Source organism: Gordonia sp. 34D (assembly GCF_056682775.1).
Genome location: NZ_CM155293.1, coordinates 1801091 through 1820740, shown reverse-complemented (window position 1 = coordinate 1820740; position 19650 = coordinate 1801091). Strand labels below are relative to the sequence as shown.

Below are 19650 nucleotides of genomic sequence, written 5' to 3'. Positions count from 1 at the left end.
AATGATGGGCAAGTTCGGAAACCCCGGTTTCGACCTCTTCCAGCTCCCGGAAGAGCATCAGGCGCTGCGCGAGGCCATCCGTGCCCTCGCTGAGAAGGAGATTGCGCCGCACGCCAAGGACGTCGACGAGAATGCCCGCTTCCCGGAGGAAGCGCGCGCCGCTCTCGTCGCCAACGGTTTCAATGCCGTGCACGTCCCCGAGCAATTCGACGGTCAGGGCGCAGACTCGGTCGCGGCCTGCATCGTCATCGAGGAAGTCTCACGCGTCGACGTCTCGGCATCGTTGATTCCCGCCGTGAACAAGCTCGGCACGATGGGCTTGATCTTGTCCGGAAGCGACGAACTCAAGGGCAAGGTGCTGCCGTCGATCGCGTCGGGCGAGGCCATGGCGTCGTACGCCCTGTCCGAGCGCGAAGCGGGCTCCGATGCCGCATCGATGAAGACCCGCGCCCGCAAAGACGGCAACACCTGGGTTCTCAATGGCTCCAAGTGCTGGATCACCAACGGCGGCAAGTCCTCTTGGTACACCGTCATGGCCGTCACCGACCCAGAAAAGGGCGCCAACGGCATCTCGGCATTCATGGTCCACAAGGACGACCCGGGCTTCACCGTGGGACCGCTCGAGCACAAGCTCGGCATTAAGGGCAGCCCCACCGCTGAGTTGTACTTCGAGAACTGCACCATCCCCGACGATCGGATCATCGGCGACGAGGGCACCGGCTTCAAGACGGCGCTCGCGACGCTCGACCACACGCGTCCCACCATCGGTGCACAGGCCGTCGGTGTGGCCCAGGGTGCCCTTGACGCAGCGATCGAATACGTCAAGGACCGCAAGCAGTTCGGTAAGACGATCAGCCAGTTCCAGGGCGTCGAGTTCATGATCGCCGACATGGCGATGAAGGTCGAAGCGGCACGCCTCATGGTGTACACCGCTGCGGCTCGCGCCGAGCGTGGCGAATCGAACTTGGGATTCATTAGCTCGGCATCCAAGTGCATGGCGTCCGACGTCGCCATGGAGGTCACCACCGACGCCGTGCAGTTGTTCGGTGGCGCCGGATACACCACTGACTTCCCGGTCGAGCGCATGATGCGCGATGCCAAGATCACCCAGATCTACGAAGGCACCAACCAGATTCAGCGTGTCGTGATGAGCCGCGCGCTCCTGCGCTGATCCCGTAAGCGTTAGACAGCAAAGATCCGCGCGGCCTCCGAGGTCGCGCGGATCTTTGCTGCTTAAGCCGCCAGACTGGAAGCGGGGCCGTTAGCCGCGCTGAACGGTGACCCTCTCGGTTTCGGCGATCTTCGCCAGGCGAACATCGTCGGCATCGCCAGCGACAAACACCAGCGAGGCACCCGACAGTAGGGGCGCGGCAAAGTTCTCGACGACATCGGCGGCCGTTCGCCACGGCCGGGTCGATAGGAGTCGGTCGTGGGCGGTCAATTGCGGATCGGCGGCAGCTAGCACGTCGGCGACGCTCAGTTGGCCGACGGCGTCGACTCCGGCACCGCCGGGGATGAACTGATCGCCGTGGGCGCGGATAGTTTCACCGAAATCGTTGACGCCGATCGGCAAGTCCCGCACGCCCATGGCGAAGGGGTCGAGCGGCACCACGATGACCTCGTCGGCGTGATGATTGTTGAGTTCATCCTTGGAGGTAAACGCGGCACGACCGTCGTCGCCGTCGTCGTTCAGGTCCACGGCCACGCCGGCCCACCATGCACCCAGCAGGATGGCCGCGGTCTGCCAATGCTCGGGAAGGTCCACGCGTACCCGGTCGCCCGGTGCCAGCATGAGGTCGTTGCGCAGGTAGTTGCCGATCTTGGCCGCCCAGTTACCGAGGGTCGCCGCCGACAGTTCGGTCCGCTCGCCGGTTGACTCGTTGTAATAGGTCAGCATGGGGCGTGCAGAGTCGGGGGTGGCGGCAAGAATTGCGCCGGTGATGGTGCTTTGGCTCATCGAGGAGTGCCTTTCACCAGTTTGCGCTAGCTAGTTGACGCAAACTGGACCGTTGGAATTGGCCTTGATGACCGATGTGCTGGGCTTCGGTGCCGGAGTCGATGCGGTCTGCGACGCCGGGTCGTCGTCGCTTCCGGTATTGGAGATGGCACCCAGGCCGAAGTTGTAGGTGTTCGTCAGGACCAGACGCAGTTTGTTGTCCGGAAGGGATGAGTCTTCGCGGATTTCGATCGGCCCGGCTTTCAAGTCGCTGACGAGTTTCTTCGCGGCGTCACTGTCGGCGGACTTGGCAAAGACCAGCGAATCGAACTCGTCCATCGGCTTATTTGACGTTTTGCCTTCCTGATAACCGAGGTTGCCGAGCAAGCGTAGGACGTTGGATGCGAGACCATCGACGGTTCCCGCGTTGACGACATCGACGGTGTATCCGGTGCGGGGATTGGTGGACTTGGCTGGCGCGTCGTTACCGAGCTGTTTGTTGACGAATGCCTGCACGGTCGACGGATCCACGCCGAGCACACTCTGGGTGCCGTCGTCGCTCCACGCTTGATCGTCAGCGATCGGGATGGTCGTGAACTTGACGTTGCCGCCGGTCAGATCCTTGAGATTCTCCGCGAACGTGACGATGTTCCAACCGTCGTCGATCACCACCGACCTCGACACCGCGTCCTGCAATTCCTGCAACTTGCCGGGGTTCGTCAACGTTTGGGTCGAGAGGATCTTCTGTGCGAGCGAAGCCATGTACACCTGCTGGCGAGTGATGCGGTCGAGGTCACCGCGCGGCAGATCGTGTCGCTGCCGCACAAAACTCAGTGCCTTGGGGCCAGTCAGCGTCTGGCGGCCCGCACGGAACCGGGCACCGGACAGCGGCTCGTTGACCTTTTGCTTGAGGCAAACGTCGACGCCACCGACAGCATCGGTGAGCAGGGCAAAGCCGAGCAGTCCCACCTCGGCATAGTGGTCGACGGTTATCCCGGTCAGCTCGGCGACGCTATCAATCAGCGCCTTGCGGCCAGCTTTGGTGCCGTCTTTCTCGGCCTGTGCCTCGCCGCCGCCAGCCTCGACTTCCTTGAGGCGGACGCCTTCCTTCGTGGCGCCGTAGGCGGCGTTGATCTTGCTCATCCCGATACCGGGCACGTTGACGTACGCGTCGCGGGGGATCGAGATGGCCGTTGCCCGTGAGCCATCGGTGGGGACGCGGATCAGGACGATCGTGTCGGTGCTGGTGGTGACGTCGCCGCCAACGCGCAGCCATTTCAGTTCTTCCTCCGACAGCGGATCTCCCTTGGCGTCGACGCGGGAGTCGGTACCGACGAGCAGAATGTCGATGGCTCCGTCGTCGCCGCCGCCGAGACCCAAATCGCTGAGCAGTGTCACTGCACTGTTGAGGTCACGGACTTTGGACCAGCCAATTCCGGTGACTGCCAGCGTCAGGACAGTCAACACGGCAACGAGACTGCGACCGATGTTTTTCGGAGCGACCCCGGCGATAGGGCGGGTAGTCCACGTTTTGACGGTGTCTCGGAAGCTACCGGGCGGAGTCGCCTTCCGCGGGGCGGATCTTGCGGCGGCTGGCTTGCGGCTGCCTGCGGACTTGCGGTTGCCCGTCGACTTGCGGTTGCCCGTCGAACTGCGGTTGTTTGCGGCCGGTTGGGGTCGGGAACCCTTCGCTTTCGAGTCCGGTCCGTCGGGCCTCTGGCGGCGCACAGGGGTGTGAATCTCTTCTGAATTGCGACGGTGGGCGTCGGAACCCGTGTGGGCGGGCGCCGGACGAGATGGCCGTGCCTTCCGCGGGCGATCATTCGTCGCCTCACCGGAGGTCGTGCCGTCATTCGCGTCCTCGGGGTCCCGAGGGCCTTCGCGTCGTGAATCCACCTGTCGTGCTATCCGATCTGTCGTACCACCACTGCCTCTTTCGGCAAGAATACTGATGGAAGGCACTCGAATGAGGGAGGCGCTACCGGTGTGGGGTGCGGTGATATCGCCCACCGGGTGCCGGTCACCCCGCCAGATGGACCAAGATGGTGCGTTATGAGTGCGAGCCAAATCTATGTGATCGGTGCTGCCGGGCAGGTGGGATCGGCGATGATGGCGACTTCCGACGGTCGTGCGGTGATTCCGTTGACCTCTGCGGATATCGACATCACCGATCCCACGTCGACCCGCAGTGCGCTCGCCAATCTCTCTGCCGGCGATGTCGTGATCAACACTGCCGCCCACACGGCGGTCGACGCCGCCGAAAGCGACCGGGCTGCGGCCTATGCCGTCAATGCGGACGGGCCAGCGAATCTGGCGGCCGTGACCAGTACGTCCGGGGCGCGCCTGGTGCACCTGTCTACCGACTACGTATTTGCCCATCCCGTCCTTGGTGACGACGGTGCGCCTCGGCCGTTCGAGCCTGACGATGTCGACGGTGTGCCGGAGACCGTTTATGGGGCCAGCAAACTGGCGGGGGAACGGGCGGCGCAGGCAGCCGATCCGGCGACCGTCGTGGTGCGCACCGCATGGGTTTTCACCGGTGGGCGTCAAGATGCCGACTTTGTCGCCACCATGTGCCGACTCGAAGCAGAGCGGCCGCAGATCCGAGTCGTCGACGACCAGACCGGATCGCCGACCTATGCGCCCGATCTTGCGCGGGCCCTGTGGGACCTTGTCGATCAGCTGAATGAACCGGCGCTGCGCGGCGGTGCGGTCGTGCACGCCACCAATGCGGGTTCCGCGACGTGGTGGGACGTGGCCCGGGCAGTGTTCGACAATCTTGGGGCGCAACAGGAGCGGGTGCAACCGTGCACTACCGCGGAGTTTCCACGGCCAGCGCCGCGACCGTCGTATTCGGTGCTTTCGGCAAAGAGTTGGGTCGGTGCCGGGCTTGCGCCGTTGCGTGATTGGCGTGCGGCCCTCGGCGAAGCGATGACCGCCAGGTCGGGGGACGGTAACTCGCTCGGATAGTCTGAGCCGGTGACTGTCAGCTTCGCCGTCGTAACCGTGACGTATTCATCGGGTGACTACCTGCGTAATTTTCTCCGCACCCTCACCGCGGCATCGACCTCAACGCCTCAGGTCATCATTGCCGACAATGGGTCGACGGATGGTGCGCCGGAGCAGGCGGCAGCCGACTACGACAACGTGACGCTGGTACATACCGGCGGCAACATTGGGTACGGCGGTGCCGTTAATCGTGGCGTGGTTGAAATCGATCCGGACATCGAGTTTGTGCTGGTGGCCAACCCCGACATTGAGTGGTCGCCCGGCAGTATTGATGAACTGCTCGCAGCAGCTGAACGCTGGCCGCGGGCGGCGAGCCTCGGGCCACTGATCACCGAACCGGACGGCTCAATCTATCCGTCTGCTCGCCGCGTCCCCGACCTGGTTTCCGGAACCGGGCACGCTCTTCTTGGCGCCGTCTGGAAGTCGAATCCGTGGACTGTGGCCTACCTCAATGAGGATCAGAATGAGGACGTCGAGCGGCCGGTCGGATGGCTGTCGGGATCGTGTCTGCTATTGCGCCGCAATGCTTTCGACAACATCGGCGGCTTCGATTCCCGCTACTTCATGTTTATGGAAGACGTCGACCTCGGTGACCGTCTCGCCAAGTCCGGTTGGCTCAACGTGTTTGTCCCGAGCGCCCGCGTGATGCACGCCAAGAGTCATTCGGTGAGTAAGCATCCGGAGAAAATGATCCCGGCGCACCATGCCAGCGCCTACCGTTTCAACGCCGACCGGAATCCGGGACCGTTGCGCGCCCCCATCCGATTGGCGTTGCGCGCCGGGCTGGCCGTTCGTTCCAAGATCGCCGTCGCCGCGGCTCTGCGCGAGCAGAAGCACGCACATCACCTTGGGAAGGAAACCCCGTGACCTCTTCTGTGCAGGCGCTCGTCCTCGTCGGCGGTAAAGGCACCCGACTGCGCCCCCTGACGCTGTCGGCCCCGAAGCCGATGCTTCCGACAGCGGGTACCCCGTTTCTGACGCATCTGCTCTCGCGTATCCGCGAGGCCGGTATCACCGATGTGCTCCTCGGGACGTCGTACCAGGCGGAAGTTTTCGCCGAGCATTACGGCGATGGTTCGTCCCTCGGACTCAAGCTGACCTATGTCACCGAAACTGAACCGTTGGGGACCGGCGGCGGTATCCGCAACGTGTACGACCATCTCACCGCCGACACCGTCCTCGTTTTCAACGGAGACGTATTGGGTGGCACCGATATTCGCGATGTTCTGGCGACGCACGAGGAGTCGAAGGCCGAGGTGACGCTGCATTTGGTACGCGTCGGCGATCCCCGGGCATTCGGCTGCGTTCCGACCGACGCCAATGGCCGTGTTACAGCCTTCCTCGAAAAGACGCAGGATCCGCCGACCAATCAGATCAATGCGGGCACCTACGTCTTTAATCGCAACGTGATTGGGGAGATTCCGGCCGGTCGTGCAGTGTCGGTGGAGCGGGAGGTGTTCCCGTCGTTGCTGGCTCAAGGCAGACACATCCATGCACACGTGGACGCTGCCTACTGGCGCGATATGGGTACTCCCGAGGACTTTGTCCGGGGCTCGGCGGACCTCGTTCGCGGTATCGCGCCGTCGCCGGCCGTCGCCAAGCCGTGCGGAGAGTCGCTGGTTCTTGCCGGTGCCGATGTTGCCCGTTCGGCCGTGCTGATCGGCGGGACCGTGGTGGGGCGCGGTGCCAAGATCGGCGCGCGTGCACGACTCGACGGTGCCGTCATCTTCGACGGCGCAACCGTGGAGGCCGGGGCCGTGGTGGAGCGCAGCATCGTCGGATTCGACGCGAAGGTCGGTGCCAACGCCTTGATCCGTGACACCGTGATTGGCGACGGCGCAATCGTCGGCGCTCGCTGTGAACTTCTCCGCGGTGCTCGAGTGTGGCCGGGCGTTGAGATTCCCGAGAGCGGGATCCGGTTCTCGACCGACGTCTAGCCTTTAGGCTTTTGCTGCTGCCAACAAGCCGGTGCCAACGGGAATCACCGCGGGCAGCAGTCGGTCGTCTTCGGCGATGATGACCGCTGCCTCGCGTGCGGCCAGGGTGCGCGGATCGGAGGCATTGCGGTCGGCGATGGTGCCGTCAGCGGAGGCGTTGTTGACGATGACGAGGCCACCGGGCCGAAGAATTCGGATCGCCTCGGTGACGAAAAGCGGATAGCTCAGCGGAGCACCATCGATAAATACGAGATCGTAAGTTTCGTCGGCCAACCGGGTCAGGACATCGGTCGGCGCACCGTTAATCAGGCGCGTCCGCCCCGGTGCGATGTGTGCTTCTGCGAACGTTTCGCGGGCCGCACGATGATGCTCAGATTCGGGATCGATCGTGGTCAAGACACCATTTTCGGGCATTCCCGCCAACAGCCACAGTCCACTCACCCCGACCCCGGTGCCGATCTCCACGACGTGCTTGGAGCCCGCCACCCGCGCCAACAATGACAGCAGCGCACCCGTTGCCGGAGAGATGGCACCGGCACCCAACTCCTCGGCCCGCATTCGGGCACCCGTGAGTGCATCATCTTCGACGATGGCGGCTTCGGCATAGTCGCTGATCGATTGGGATGCGCCTGCGGTGTCAGTCATGACAACGAGGTTGCCACAGTGCAGTTGACCTGGGCCTGCTGGCACGCCGAATGGGCCGGTTCTGGCCCGTCGCCTTCATCCTTAGGTAACGCTCAGCCCAGTAATAGGTCACCCACATTCAGATGGGACAGGGTAGAGCCTGGTAGTCCGGAATATCGATCGCGTCGGTGGCGTTGTACGGGAAACGAACCTCCCAGTGAAAGATGCCGCCGCGAGGAAAGGAACTGGCACTTCAACAATGACCGTCCCTGAGATTGGCAAAGCGGCACAAGAGCGTGCAGCACAAGACAGTTCGGCAGGAGCCTTCCGCGGAACTGCAGGATTCGACGCCACCGGCGATCGGACCCTGATGCCATCGTGGGATGAGCTCGTCGCTGAACACGCCGACCGGGTGTACCGCCTAGCCTTCCGTCTCTCCGGTAATCAGCACGACGCCGAAGACCTCACGCAAGAAACGTTTATCCGCGTCTTCCGGTCGCTGACAAACTACAAGGCCGGCACTTTTGAAGGCTGGCTGCACCGCATCACCACGAACCTGTTTCTCGACATGGTTCGTCGCCGCAGCAAGATCCGCATGGAAGCCCTCGAGCAGGACTACGAACGGATTCCGACCACCACGCCGGACCCACAGCAGGCCTTCGCGGACGCCAACCTCGACCCCGACCTGCAGGCCGCGCTTGACTCGCTGGCACCGGAGTTTCGTGCTGCCGTCGTTCTCTGCGACATCGAAGGACTGTCGTACGAGGAAGTTGGTGCCACCCTCGGAGTCAAAATGGGCACGGTTCGCAGCCGAATCCATCGCGGGCGCCAAGGGATTCGTGAGTTCCTCGTCAACCGGGGCTACACGGACAGTCGTTCCGTTTCCATGGCGGACTAAACACCGCCACGCACACCGGCGTCGGTGCAGCGCATCTTCGGCTACCCTCGGCAGTTGCGATAATGTGAGCTAGACGTAGGACGTACTGCAACGAAAGGGGTGACGCCCGTGGGCCTAGGACAGCAAGGCCGTTCCCGGGGGAGCCGGTGGCTGCCATCGCAGGCGATCCCTACCCCGTTGCCCGACTACCGAGCGCCGGTGGGATTCGGCTCGACGGAACACTTGAATCCGGAAGCCGTCGTTGCCTACGTTGATAACGAACTCACGGCTTCCGCCTCGTCGCGCGCAGACGCCCACCTGGCACTGTGCCCCGACTGTTCACGCGAGGTCACCGCGCAGGCTCGGGCCCGCAAGATCCTGCAAGGTTGCCAAGGCAAAGTCAATGCACCGGAGTCGCTGCGGGCTCAGTTGAGCCAAATTCCGACGCAACAAATCGACCTGCGTCGTGATCGTCGCACTAACCGCTGGGGCCGCTGACTCGTGACCGACAGTTCTGTATCTTCTGACCTTGCTACGCGTCCCGATGCCCCTGTTCGTCCGGAAGTTTCCGTGCCCTCGGAAGTGGCCGCCACATTTGGTCGGCCCGACGGTGTCCGCGGCTCTTTTGCCTCCGATGCCACGCCCGTGCGTGGCCCGCAGCCGGAGATCGCACCGCCCGACCCGGTGCTCGCCGAGGCTTTCAGTCGTCCCGACGGCGAAACCGACACGCTCCAACGCGACCCTTATGCTCAGCCCGACGTCGAACCCGAGGTGGAACCCGACCCGTGGCGCGACCCGGACAGTGCGGCAAGGCTGTCTGCCCCGGCCGTCGCCGAGGATGCGGTAACTGCGGTCAGCGAGGGCCCCAAACTTGGGATCCGCGAACTCCTCTTCGGTGGGCGTGTCCACTGGTGGGCGTTGGCGACCCTCGGCCTGTTGACCCTGTTGATCGGCCTCTTCGGTGGTCTCATCGGACGGTGGACCGCCGAGGTGGTGTCACCGCTGCATGCCAATAGCGTCCAGTTGGAAGGCGAAGCCCCCAATTCCGATAGCGCGAGCACCAATGTGGCTCGGGTCGCGAAGGCCGTCCAGAATTCGGTTGTGACGATTGAAGTTCGGACGGCAGTCGACGGTGGCTCTGGTTCCGGATTCATCGTGGACAAGCGCGGCTACATTGTCACTAATAACCACGTGATCTCGAAGGCGGCGAACGACTCGAAGGCCAAGCTCGAGGTGGTCTTCTCGGATCGGCAGCGAGTTCCAGCGCGACTGGTCGGCCGCGACATTAAGACCGATCTCGCGGTTATTAAGGTCGACGATGTTGCGGGCTTGACCGTGTCAAAGCTCGGTGATTCCGACAAGCTGCAAATCGGCCAGGAAGTCATCGCGTTTGGTTCGCCACTGGGCCTGGACAAGACGGTGACGAGCGGAATTGTCAGCGCCTTGGGCCGCGCAGTGCCATTGCGACCCGACGCCGACTCTGATACCGATGCTGTGATTAATGCCATCCAGACGGATGCGTCGATCAACCCCGGTAACTCCGGCGGTCCGCTCCTCAACGATGATGGCCAGGTTGTCGGCGTCAACACTGCGGGCGCGATGACTGCTGGTGGTTCGATCGGACTCGGTTTCGCCATCCCGGTCAATGAAGTCATTCCGATCGTGAACGCCCTGATCAAGGATGGCAAGGTCAAGCATCCGGCGATTGGTATCTCGGCCGCGACGGTCCGTAACGACCGGGTTTTCGGCGCGAACGTCAAGGACGTGGCTGCCGGTAGCCCGGCTGCTGCGGCCGGTGTTCGCGAGGGGGACGTGATCACCAAGTTCAACGGCCATCAAATTGAGGGTGCCGACGAGTTGACGGTCGCGGTGCGGACGTCAAAGATTGGTGAGAAGGTTAAGTTCACCTATTGGCGTGACGGCCGGTACTTCGATGGCGAGATGACGCCGGTCAGCGACTAGCGAACGGCGCTTCCCGCAGGTGTTCGTCGAGGGCGTCGCCGTGGGGCTGTTGCTACGAGATTGACGTTGTTGCTGCGAGATTGACGAGGAATCATGTTTGCCAGTGTGGGTTGGGGCGAGTTGCTCATCCTGTTGCTTGCTGCGCTGATCATCCTTGGTCCCGAGCGGCTGCCGGGTGCAGTGTCGTGGGTAATGGGTTCCATTCGCAAGGCCCGCGACTACGCCACGGGGGCGAGTTCGCAACTGCGCGATGAATTGGGCCCGGAGTTCGACCAGATCCGTGAGCCGCTGAGCCAACTCAACGAACTGCGACAGATGACCCCGAAGTCGGTGGTCACCAAGCACTTGTTCGACGGGGACTCGTCGGCGATTGACGGTATGACGAAGAACGTTCGCGATACCTTGGACCTCGGTAAATCGTCGTTGACGAACCGGGACAGCCCAGTTGCCCCGACCCCGCCGACCTCGTCGACTTCGCCGGAGGAGCCCAAGGCCCCCCGAGCCAACGACGTCACCGACTGGGACGCCACCTAGCCCCGCGCCCCGCGCCCGGCTTTTCCGCAATCCTTTGGGCCTCCGGCCCGGCCCTTTTCCGTCACGAAACGACCAAACCATCACCGATTGAGGCTTCCGGTGATGGTCTGGTCGGTCTGCGGTCGTCAAATGTGACAGAAATGGGGGAAATCCGGGGCCGACCGAGCGGGCGGCAGGATTCGGGGCCTACTGGTGGCGGGTGGTGTCGATGCCGAGGTTCATTCCCGCTAGGCCGCGGCGGCGGACAGCGAGCTTATCGGCAATCTTCAACAGTGCCGCGCCGGAACCCGTTTCCGGGCCAGACAGCACGACGGGAGTGCCAGCGTCGCCACCTTCACGCAGGTCCTGCTCCAACGGAACCTGACCCAGAAGTTCGACGGTCGCGCCGACTGCACGCGTCAACCGGTCGGCGACGAGTTGCCCGCCGCCGGAACCGAAAGGCTCCATCCGGGTGCCGTCGGGCAGGTCCATCCACGACATATTCTCGACGACGCCGAGGATCTTCTGGCGTGTCTGCAACGCAATCGCACCGGCACGCTCTGCCACCTCTGCTGCAGCCTGCTGGGGCGTCGTGACAACAAGGATCTCCGCACCGGGAATCAGCTGTGCGATCGAGATTGCGACGTCACCGGTGCCGGGCGGGAGGTCTAGGAGGAGGACATCCAAATCGCCCCAGTAGACATCCGCCAAGAACTGTTGCAGCGCTCGGTGCAGCATGGGGCCGCGCCACGTGACCGGGGTGTTCCCGTCGGTGAACTGGCCGATCGAAATGAACTTCACGCCGTGGTTCTGCGGCGGCATGATCATCGACTCAACTTGGGTCGGCTTCGCGTCGCTGCCGAGCATGCGAGGAATGCTGTGACCGTAAATGTCGGCGTCCAACACGCCGACCGACAGACCGCGGGCGGCGAGGGCCGCAGCGAGGTTGACGGTGACGCTCGATTTGCCGACCCCGCCCTTGCCCGAGGCAATTGCGTACACGCGAGTTAGGTTGCCGGGCTTGGCGAACGGGATTTCCGGCTCCGCTCGATCGCCGCGGAGGCTCTTGCGGAGTTCGGTGCGCTGTTCGTCGTTCATGACGTCGAGTTCGACGCGCACGGTGCCGACACCGGGAACATCGGCGACCGCGTTCTCCACACTCTCGGAGATCTTGGTTTTCATCGGGCAACCGGCGGTCGTCAAATAGATGCCGACGTCAACGCTGCCGTTATCGGCGACGGCAACGGATTTCACCATGCCGAGGTCGGTGATCGGTTTCCCGATCTCCGGGTCCATAACCTTGCTCAACGCGGAGCGGACAGCGGATTCAGTGGGACTGGCGACGGTGCTCACGCCTCCACCATATCCTTGCGACGACAGTCCCGGCCGATCGGCTTAGCCGTTCGAGCCGCGACAACGACTAGCGTGCAGTCGGTTTGGCGGTCGGCGCCTGCTGCTTAGGCTTTGGCTGAGTCGGCTGCGGCTTGGGGGTCGGGGCCGGTGCCGGACCAACTCCCGGAGGCAAGCAAATGACGCCGAGGCAATTCTGCGGCGGCTTCGGTGCAGGCTTGGAAGTCTTTGGCGTTGACGGCGCAGTGGACTTCGGGGTCGACGGCTTGGTCCTGTCGGCCTCGTCCTTCTTCTTCGTCTTGTTCTTGTCCGGTTTGTCATCAGCCGGTGCGTTCGACATTTCCGGGATCGGGGTCGTCGGCATGACACCGGTCGAGTAGGCGCCCGCCCAGCCGAGGACGTTGTTCGCATACGCCACCGAGCGGTTATAGCGCAGCACCGCATTCACTCGGTTTTGGGCCGACATGATGTCGCTGACACCCGCACACAGGTAGCGACCCGCGGAGTAGGTGGCGTCAAAGATGTTGTCCGGATTGGCCTGACCGTCGCCGTTGCCGTCCGAACCCCACGAGGCCCACGTGCTCGGAATGAATTGCATCGGACCCATGGCACGGTCGTGGCCGAGGTCGCCATCGAGTTTGCCGCCGTCGGAGTCGTGGATGACCGCATTACCGGCGAGCGAACCGTCCAGCACCGGTCCGCGGATCGCCGTGCGAGTGTTGCCGGATGCATCGACGTTGCCGTTGCCAGCGTGCCCGGATTCGATACGGCCAATGCCTGCGAGCAGGAACCAGGGGAGCTTGCACTGGGGAGTCTCGGCCGCCACGCGTGTTGCCGCTAGCTTGTAGGCCTTCAAGACCATGCCGGGAATGCCGAGCGGGCCGGGCGGCAGGTTGGCTGCGAGCCGGAATTGGGCAGCGTCATCGCCGGACACGGCGGGATCGGCGGGTGGAGCAAAACCAATGAGGGGGGTGCTGCGCGTCGGGACGGTCTGTTGGTCGGCGGCGATGACCGAAGTGTGATCGCCGCTCAGGGCGACGGCAGCTTGGCCGGATGCGGTAGTCGATGACGGTTCAGGAGCCACGCTCGAAGCGGCGCCACCAAGTACGAGTGCCCCCAAAGCCACGGCGGTCGTTCCGACGGCCATGCCGTGGCGCGGAATGTGAACCCGATTCGGGTGATTCCGCCAGAAAGACATCCCCATAAGCCTTCTCTACTTAACTCGCGTGTCGGTCCGACAAATTGCAGGGAGACTTTGCGATCATCCCCCCGGGTGACTGTGAGCCAGCATACATGGCACGATTCCTTCGGTCATGTTGGATCTGTATCTTGGGATTTTCCAGGCGCAGCAGCGAGCCGTTTGGCGAGTTCGTCTACCAGATCCTCAAGTTCGTGACGAAGGTAGTCGCGTGTGACCGTATCGCCCACGGCAATCCGGACAGCTGCTAGTTCGCGCGCCAAGAACTCGGTGTCATCTTTGGTCTGGGCTGCACGTGCACGGTCTTCCTCAAGGGAGACGCGGTCGCGATTCTCCTGACGATTCTGCGCCAGCAAGATCAGTGGTGCGGCGTAGGCGGCCTGGGTCGAGAACGCGAGGTTCAACAAAATGAACGGGTAGGGATCCCATTCAAAAGCAAAAATGCCAACGTTGAGGAAGATCCACACCACGACGAGCACGGTTTGGATAGCCAGGTACCGGCCGGTTCCGAGGAAACGGGCGATGCGTTCGCTATAGACACCGATAACGTCGGAGTCGAGGTTGAAGTTGAGGCCGCGGCGCGAGCTGGGCGTATCTAGGTGTCGGCCGGCTGGGCTCATACAGCGTTGCCTTCCGGGTCGGTCTCACGCCAGTCGCGAGGAAGTAGGGCATCAAGGAGGTCGTCAACAACGACTGCACCAAGCAAATGCTTGGCGTCGTCGATGACGGGCGCGCACACCAGATTGTAGGTGGCGAAGAACCGCGTCATTACCTCAAGGGAATCGTCGGGATGCAGCCGCGGCATTTCTTTGTCAAGGATGCCACCCACCAAGTTGGCGGGCGGCTCCCGCAAAAGCGCTTGGATGTGGACGGCGCCGAGAAACTTGCCGGTTGGCGTATTTGTCGGTGGGCGCACCACGAACACCATGCTCGCCGCAGCCGAATTGATGTCGGGGTCGCGGAGTCGAGCGAGGGCCTCGGAAACCGTGGCATTCGCGGTCACAATCACGGGTTCGGGCGTCATGACACCGCCAGCGGTATCGGGGGAGTGCATGAGCAGGCGTCGGACCGACTCGGAATCTTCGGGATCCATGCGAGCCAGAAATGCCTCGGCCTCAGCTTGGGGCAGTTCGCCCATGAGGTCGGCGACGTCGTCGGGATCCATGGCCTCGAGGACGTCGGCGGCACGCTCGGGATCCATGCTGCCGAGGATGGCGGTTTGGTCGTCCGTCGGCATTTCCTGCAGAACGTCGGCGAGCCGCTCATTGTGCATGGCGGCGGCGATCTCGTCGCGCCGCTTTATCGGCAGCTCGCGCAGGGCGTTCGCGACGTCGGGGGCACGCATGTCCTCGAACTGGGCGAGCGCCATCTCGACTCCTTGACCTGACCGCGCCAATTCCAAGTGGTTGAGGCCGAGCACGTGACGCCATTCCACGACGACGGTTTCGCCCCGTCGCCGCAGGCCCTTGCGGGTGGTTCGGAGGGCAACCCGGCTGACCATCCAGTCGCGACTGCGGTTCTGCTCGATGGCGAGGTCCACCACGACGAGGTCGGTGTTGTGTAATTCAACGCAGTCCGGGTCGTCGGTCCGGACCTGCGTGTCGAGGATCTGGCCGACGGCGAGGGCTTCGTTGGGGCGCAGGCTGATACGGCGTAGGTTGACGTGTCCGGTGGTGAGGGTGACAGCGTCGGGCTCAATGCGTGTCACACGCAGCATGGGGACGAAGATCCGACGGCGGGTGGTCAACTCGACGGCGAGGCCGAGGGCTCGCGGCTGCTTTCCGGGCATGGGCATCGAGATGACGACGTCGCGGACACGGCCAATCGATTCGCCGTCGGGCCCAAGCACGGCAAGTCCGACTAGTCTGGCCACATAGACCTTGAGGGCGGGCGTCATGCCCCCAAGCCTAAAGCGAACAGACCTCAGGAGCAGAAGTGACGAACCCAATGCGACCAATGCCGGGCATGCCGACACCTCCCAAAGGGTGGCCGGTTGGCTCGTACGACACTTACGCGCAGGCGCAGCGCGCAGTCGACCACCTTTCCGATAACCAGTTCAAAGTGGAAGACCTGACAATCGTCGGCGTTGACCTGATGCAGGTTGAGAAGGTCCTGGGTCGGCTCACCTGGGGCAAGGTGATCGCCGGCGGTATCGGCTCGGGTGCCTGGCTTGGCCTCTTCTTCGGTGCGCTGGTGTCGTTGGTGGTCGGAACCACATGGACCCCCATCCTGTTCGGTGTCATCGCAGGCATGGTGTTTGGGCTCGTTAGCGCCAGCATCCCGTATGCCGCGACCCGCGGCCAGCGTGATTTCACCTCGACGATGCAATTGGTCGCGGGCCGCTACGACGTTCTTTGTGATCCGCGGTCGGCGGAACAGGCGCGCGACATGCTCGCTCGCCTCGCCATTCAGTAGGGGCGTTCGTCGCCTCTGAGTCACGCGCAACACGCATTCTTTGAAGCTGTGCGCTGTGTCACCCAGTCGTGGGATAACCTAAGCGACGCATCAGCTTTCACAGCTGGTTCTTAGACGTGGGTGAACGGCAGGAGGCTGGCAGCGAGATGAGCAAGGGTTATTCCGCGCCACGTAAACGCGTAGGCAAATCACCACTTTGGCAGGGGCGGTCACTGGTCAGGCGGGTTACGGCCGCAGCGATGGCGGCCGCGGTCGCAGTGCCCCTATTTGCGGCCTGCTCGACGGGCTACGAAAAGGGCGTGCTCAACATTTACGCCCCGACCGACGGCTTCGATTTCATTAAGCAGTTCGCCGAGACCTGCAGCAACGAGTCGGGCGGCAAGTACACCTTGAAAGCCAACGTCCTCCCGAAGGGTGCCGACGACCAACGACTGCAGTTGGCTCGTCGATTGGCGGGCAACGACCGCACGCTCGACCTCATGGGCATGGATGTGGTGTGGACGGCCGAGTTCGCGAATGCTGGTTGGCTCGTTCCGATTCCGGACGACATTGCAGCCGGGATTGACCAGACGAATCTCGCCGGCCCGGTGGCAACCGCAATGTGGCAGCGACCCGACGATGCCGCCAAGCGCATGTACGCCATGCCGATCTGGACCAACACCCAGCTGCTGTGGTCGCGCCCGGACATGATGAAAAAGACGATCGGCACTCGTAAGCCCCCGACGACGTGGGACGAAGTCCTGAGCGATACCGCGGCCATCGCAAAGGCCGGTGGCCCGAGCTGGATCATGGTGCAGGCCAAGCAGTACGAGGGCCTGATGGTGTGGTTTAACTCGTTGCTCGCGAGTGCTGGCGGTTCAGTGCTCGACCCCGACGACGCATCGAAGGTCACTCTGAACGACACCCCCGAACACCGGGCGGCGACGTTGAAGGCGCTTCAAGTCATGAAGGCGGTGGCGAAGGCTCCGGGGCAGGATCCGTCCGTCACGCAGTCCGACGAAGGTACGGCTCGTCTTGGAATGGAAGAAGGCAAGGCAGCCTTCGAGATCAACTGGCCGTTCGTGTGGGCGTCGGCCCGGACCAACGGCGCAACCGGCGATGTGGCCTTCCTGAAGGACACCCTCGCGCCGTACGCGGATCTGTTGACGAACGAAGACAACCCACCAACCGATGCCCAACTGGCGCCGATCAACAAGAAAATGCGCGCCCGCTTCAACTTCAGCCGCTACCCGGGCATCTTCCCCGACAAGCCGGCCAAGTCGACCCTTGGCGGATTGAACATTGGTGTGGCGACCACCTCGCAGCAGCCGGAGTTGGCGATCGAAGCAGCCAAGTGCATGACCAGCGAGCAAGCGCAGAAGGTGTACGCAATTTCCGGTGGCACGCCGCCGACAATCGCGTCACTGTACGACGACCCCGACTTCAAGCTGGCCTATCCGATGGGCAATGTGATCCGCGACCAACTCGAAGCTGATGCGGCCGCGCCGCGCCCGGCGTCCCCGCAGTATCAGGCGATTTCGACGCTGGTGACCGCCACGCTGGCACCTGTCGGCGAATGGGATCCGGAGACGATGGTCGACAAGTTGGCCGAGCAGGTCCAGCGGGCTATCGACGGTGAAGGAATTATCCCGTGACCGGCGACACCCCGGGCGGGGATGCAGCAGACGATCCGGAAACCCCCGGTGGCGACCACTACGGTCTGACGCCAAGTCAGCCCGCCCCGGATCCATCGCCGGGCAAGCATGCCCGCGCCGAGGACACTGAGGTTCCGACGCCAGCACCGGGTACTGTTTCGGACCCGAGTCCGTCCGTCCACTCGGACGTCTGGCAGGCCCCGGAAAGTTCGCCAGCGGTCGAACCGCCGGTCAACGAACCCCCGGCGTTTTATCCGGAGGCTGACCATCCGGAAACCGTTCCTATCCAGTCACCTGCGCCCAGTCGGGAGCAGTTGACCGAACCAATCAGGCAAGTGTCACGACCACCAGTAGCTGAACCGGTGGCAGTCGGCGCGGCGTCGGCCGGGCTTGCAACGAATGGAGGTTCCATGTCGGACATCCTCGACACCGGCCCGGCGCCTGCTCTGCCGGTGCCAAAGTCGGGCAAGGCAAAAGCATCGGGACGCAAGTCTTCCGAACGGAAGCTTGCGTATTGGTTGATCGCCCCCGCCGCGATCGTCATGGCGCTGGTGACCGGCTACCCGATCATTTACGCGTTCTGGCTGTCGTTGAACAATGCGACGCTGAGCGCGCCCGGCGAGCAGAAGTTCGTCGGACTCTCGAACTACGGAACCGTGCTTTCTGACGGCTACTGGTGGTCGGCGCTCGGCGTCACCCTGTTTATCACCGTCGTGTCGGTTGCCATCGAGTTGGCGCTCGGTATGGCCATTGCCTTGGTCATGCACCGCACGATTTTTGGCCGCGGAACGATCCGAACGGTCGTGCTGATTCCGTACGGCATCGTCACTGTCGCGGCGGCTTTCTCCTGGTACTACGCCTGGACGCCGGGTACCGGTTACCTCGCGAATCTGCTGCCCGACGGGTTGGCACCGCTCACCCAGCAGTGGCCGTCGCTGTTGATCATCATCTTGGCCGAGGTCTGGAAGACAACGCCGTTCATGGCACTGCTGCTCCTTGCGGGCCTGGCCCTGGTCCCGGACGACCTCCTGAAGGCCGCACAACTCGACGGTGCGGGGCCATGGACGCGACTGTTCCGTGTGATTTTGCCGCTGATGAAGCCCGCAATCCTGGTGGCTTTGCTGTTCCGCACGCTTGACGCTTTCCGCATCTTCGACAACATCTACGTGCTGACCGCGGGGTCGAACGGAACCGGGTCGGTGTCGATGCTCGGTTACGACAACCTGTTCAAGGCGTTCAACTTGGGCGTTGGTTCGGCGATCAGCATCTTGATCTTCATTTGCGTGGCGATCATCGCGTTCTTGTTCATTAAGGGATTCGGCGCGGCCGCTCCCGGTTCCGACGACGAGGGGAGGTAACCACTCATGGCTGCAAACTCTCGCCGCAAAGTTGGTTGGACCATCGCCAATGTTTTGGTGGTGCTCTACGCGATCATTCCGCTCTGGTGGATTATTAGCCTGTCTTTTAAACCGACCGGCAGTGTTACCGATGGCAACTTCATTCCGAAGCAATGGACCCTTGATAACTACAAGGGCATCTTCGACACCAATATGTTCACGTCGGCGCTTATCAACTCGATCGGTATTGGTCTCATCACCACCGTCATCGCCGTGATCTTGGGAACCATGGCGGCTTACGCTATTGCCCGCCTGGAATTTCGCGGCAAAAAGCTGCTGGTCGGTGCTGCCCTGCTGATCGCGATGTTCCCGCAGATTTCACTGGTGACACCGCTGTTCAACATCGAGCGACGCCTCGGCCTATTCGATACGTGGTTGGGCCTGATCCTGCCGTACATTGCGTTCGCATTGCCGCTGGCGATCTACACGTTGTCGGCATTTTTCCGCGAGATCCCGTGGGACCTGGAGAAAGCGGCGCAAATGGACGGTGCTTCACCCGTGCAAGCCTTCCGTCGCGTTATCGTGCCGCTGGCTGCGCCCGGTGTGGTCACCGCAGCAATTCTGGTCTTTATTTTCGCCTGGAACGACCTGCTGCTCGCCTTGTCTCTGACCTCGACGGAGAATGCGATGACCGCCCCCGTGGCGATCTCGCAGTTCACCGGTAGCTCTCAGTTTGAGGAACCAACCGGTGCTATCGCGGCCGCCGCCGTCGTCATCACCATTCCGATCATCATCTTCGTGCTCTTCTTCCAACGTCGTATCGTCGCCGGGCTCACCTCCGGCGCGGTGAAGGGATAA

The 19650-nt window shown here is 63.0% G+C and carries 20 protein-coding genes; 13 read left to right on the top strand and 7 right to left on the bottom strand.

Annotation, left to right across the window (positions count from 1 at the left end; translation table 11 throughout):
- Positions 1-4: 4 nt before the first annotated feature.
- Positions 5-1171, top strand: a complete 1167-nt coding sequence (locus AC1L34_RS08410) for an acyl-CoA dehydrogenase (RefSeq protein ID WP_424296008.1) — start codon at positions 5-7, stop codon at positions 1169-1171.
- A gap of 90 nt (positions 1172-1261) precedes the next feature.
- Here the strand turns inward: AC1L34_RS08410 and AC1L34_RS08405 are convergent, their stop codons facing one another.
- Positions 1262-1957 (bottom strand): TIGR03089 family protein, encoded by a 696-nt coding sequence (locus tag AC1L34_RS08405; protein ID WP_424295967.1) that lies wholly within the window; start codon positions 1955-1957, stop codon positions 1262-1264.
- A gap of 30 nt (positions 1958-1987) precedes the next feature.
- Entirely contained in the window at positions 1988-3403 is a 1416-nt protein-coding gene (locus AC1L34_RS08400) for an LCP family protein (RefSeq protein ID WP_424323061.1), read from the bottom strand.
- Between the two features lie 19 nt (positions 3404-3422).
- Between AC1L34_RS08400 and AC1L34_RS08395 the strand changes: the two genes are divergently transcribed.
- The 4 genes from AC1L34_RS08395 to manB all read left to right on the top strand — a co-directional run bounded on the left by AC1L34_RS08395 (position 3423) and on the right by manB (position 6882).
- A complete protein-coding gene (locus tag AC1L34_RS08395) occupies positions 3423-3674 on the top strand; it encodes a hypothetical protein (protein WP_424295970.1) in 252 nt (83 codons plus the stop codon).
- 314 nt (positions 3675-3988) lie between these two features.
- Positions 3989-4906 carry a dTDP-4-dehydrorhamnose reductase gene (rfbD, locus tag AC1L34_RS08390; protein ID WP_480035274.1) on the top strand — a complete coding sequence of 306 codons (918 nt, stop codon included), beginning with the start codon at positions 3989-3991 and terminating at the stop codon, positions 4904-4906.
- 9 nt (positions 4907-4915) lie between these two features.
- Complete coding sequence (locus AC1L34_RS08385) at positions 4916-5812, top strand: glycosyltransferase family 2 protein (RefSeq protein ID WP_424323858.1); 897 nt, start codon at positions 4916-4918, stop codon at positions 5810-5812.
- The gene (gene manB, locus AC1L34_RS08380) at positions 5809-6882 is read left to right on the top strand and encodes a mannose-1-phosphate guanylyltransferase (protein ID WP_424295975.1); all 1074 of its coding nucleotides are present in this window, start codon (positions 5809-5811) and stop codon (positions 6880-6882) included. The genes AC1L34_RS08385 and manB overlap by 4 nt, the downstream gene beginning before the upstream one ends.
- Before the next feature lie 3 nt (positions 6883-6885).
- On the opposite strand, the gene AC1L34_RS08375 is transcribed toward manB, so the two are convergent.
- Entirely contained in the window at positions 6886-7527 is a 642-nt protein-coding gene (locus AC1L34_RS08375) for an O-methyltransferase (protein WP_424323860.1), read from the bottom strand.
- A gap of 238 nt (positions 7528-7765) precedes the next feature.
- Here AC1L34_RS08375 and sigE point away from each other — a divergent pair, with 238 nt between their 5' ends.
- The 4 genes from sigE (at position 7766) to tatB (ending at position 10879) form a co-directional block, all read left to right on the top strand.
- Positions 7766-8404 (top strand): RNA polymerase sigma factor SigE, encoded by a 639-nt coding sequence (sigE, locus tag AC1L34_RS08370; RefSeq protein ID WP_424295978.1) that lies wholly within the window; start codon positions 7766-7768, stop codon positions 8402-8404.
- 108 nt (positions 8405-8512) lie between these two features.
- Entirely contained in the window at positions 8513-8881 is a 369-nt protein-coding gene (locus AC1L34_RS08365; RefSeq protein WP_424324958.1) for a zf-HC2 domain-containing protein, read from the top strand.
- Positions 8882-8884: 3 nt separating this feature from the next.
- Positions 8885-10345, top strand: coding sequence for a S1C family serine protease (locus AC1L34_RS08360; protein WP_424295981.1), 1461 nt, complete (start codon positions 8885-8887; stop codon positions 10343-10345).
- 93 nt (positions 10346-10438) lie between these two features.
- On the top strand, positions 10439-10879 hold the full coding sequence (gene tatB, locus AC1L34_RS08355) for a Sec-independent protein translocase protein TatB (RefSeq protein ID WP_424295982.1): 441 nt from the start codon (positions 10439-10441) through the stop codon (positions 10877-10879).
- A gap of 186 nt (positions 10880-11065) precedes the next feature.
- Here tatB and AC1L34_RS08350 read toward each other — a convergent pair whose 3' ends face one another.
- From AC1L34_RS08350 to AC1L34_RS08335, 4 genes are all read right to left on the bottom strand, one after another.
- A complete protein-coding gene (locus AC1L34_RS08350; RefSeq protein ID WP_480035325.1) occupies positions 11066-12154 on the bottom strand; it encodes an Mrp/NBP35 family ATP-binding protein in 1089 nt (362 codons plus the stop codon).
- Between the two features lie 124 nt (positions 12155-12278).
- Positions 12279-13406, bottom strand: coding sequence for a lytic transglycosylase domain-containing protein (locus AC1L34_RS08345; protein WP_424295985.1), 1128 nt, complete (start codon positions 13404-13406; stop codon positions 12279-12281).
- Positions 13407-13519: 113 nt separating this feature from the next.
- Positions 13520-14026 carry a DUF1003 domain-containing protein gene (locus AC1L34_RS08340; protein ID WP_424295986.1) on the bottom strand — a complete coding sequence of 169 codons (507 nt, stop codon included), beginning with the start codon at positions 14024-14026 and terminating at the stop codon, positions 13520-13522.
- Complete coding sequence (locus tag AC1L34_RS08335; protein WP_424295988.1) at positions 14023-15303, bottom strand: magnesium transporter MgtE N-terminal domain-containing protein; 1281 nt, start codon at positions 15301-15303, stop codon at positions 14023-14025. The genes AC1L34_RS08340 and AC1L34_RS08335 overlap by 4 nt, the downstream gene beginning before the upstream one ends.
- Before the next feature lie 38 nt (positions 15304-15341).
- Here AC1L34_RS08335 and AC1L34_RS08330 point away from each other — a divergent pair, with 38 nt between their 5' ends.
- From AC1L34_RS08330 to AC1L34_RS08315, 4 genes are all read left to right on the top strand, one after another.
- A complete protein-coding gene (locus AC1L34_RS08330) occupies positions 15342-15821 on the top strand; it encodes a YflT domain-containing protein (protein WP_424295990.1) in 480 nt (159 codons plus the stop codon).
- A gap of 239 nt (positions 15822-16060) precedes the next feature.
- Positions 16061-17455 carry an extracellular solute-binding protein gene (locus AC1L34_RS08325; protein ID WP_424295992.1) on the top strand — a complete coding sequence of 465 codons (1395 nt, stop codon included), beginning with the start codon at positions 16061-16063 and terminating at the stop codon, positions 17453-17455.
- On the top strand, positions 17452-18813 hold the full coding sequence (locus AC1L34_RS08320; protein WP_424325622.1) for a carbohydrate ABC transporter permease: 1362 nt from the start codon (positions 17452-17454) through the stop codon (positions 18811-18813). The genes AC1L34_RS08325 and AC1L34_RS08320 overlap by 4 nt, the downstream gene beginning before the upstream one ends.
- A 6-nt stretch (positions 18814-18819) precedes the next feature.
- A complete protein-coding gene (locus tag AC1L34_RS08315) occupies positions 18820-19650 on the top strand; it encodes a carbohydrate ABC transporter permease (protein ID WP_424295994.1) in 831 nt (276 codons plus the stop codon).

Excerpts from the sequence above, each read along its gene's own strand:
- AC1L34_RS08410 (WP_424296008.1), top strand. The coding sequence starts at position 5 with ATGGGCAAGTTCGGAAACCCCGGTTTCGACCTCTTCCAGCTCCCGGAA.
- AC1L34_RS08405 (WP_424295967.1), bottom strand. The coding sequence starts at position 1,957 with ATGAGCCAAAGCACCATCACCGGCGCAATTCTTGCCGCCACCCCCGAC.
- AC1L34_RS08395 (WP_424295970.1), top strand. The coding sequence starts at position 3,423 with ATGTTTTTCGGAGCGACCCCGGCGATAGGGCGGGTAGTCCACGTTTTG.
- rfbD (WP_480035274.1), top strand. The coding sequence starts at position 3,989 with ATGAGTGCGAGCCAAATCTATGTGATCGGTGCTGCCGGGCAGGTGGGA.
- AC1L34_RS08375 (WP_424323860.1), bottom strand. The coding sequence starts at position 7,527 with ATGACTGACACCGCAGGCGCATCCCAATCGATCAGCGACTATGCCGAA.
- sigE (WP_424295978.1), top strand. The coding sequence starts at position 7,766 with ATGACCGTCCCTGAGATTGGCAAAGCGGCACAAGAGCGTGCAGCACAA.
- tatB (WP_424295982.1), top strand. The coding sequence starts at position 10,439 with ATGTTTGCCAGTGTGGGTTGGGGCGAGTTGCTCATCCTGTTGCTTGCT.
- AC1L34_RS08350 (WP_480035325.1), bottom strand. The coding sequence starts at position 12,154 with ATGGACCCGGAGATCGGGAAACCGATCACCGACCTCGGCATGGTGAAA.
- AC1L34_RS08345 (WP_424295985.1), bottom strand. The coding sequence starts at position 13,406 with ATGTCTTTCTGGCGGAATCACCCGAATCGGGTTCACATTCCGCGCCAC.
- AC1L34_RS08340 (WP_424295986.1), bottom strand. The coding sequence starts at position 14,026 with ATGAGCCCAGCCGGCCGACACCTAGATACGCCCAGCTCGCGCCGCGGC.
- AC1L34_RS08335 (WP_424295988.1), bottom strand. The coding sequence starts at position 15,303 with ATGACGCCCGCCCTCAAGGTCTATGTGGCCAGACTAGTCGGACTTGCC.
- AC1L34_RS08325 (WP_424295992.1), top strand. The coding sequence starts at position 16,061 with ATGGCGGCCGCGGTCGCAGTGCCCCTATTTGCGGCCTGCTCGACGGGC.
- AC1L34_RS08315 (WP_424295994.1), top strand. The coding sequence starts at position 18,820 with ATGGCTGCAAACTCTCGCCGCAAAGTTGGTTGGACCATCGCCAATGTT.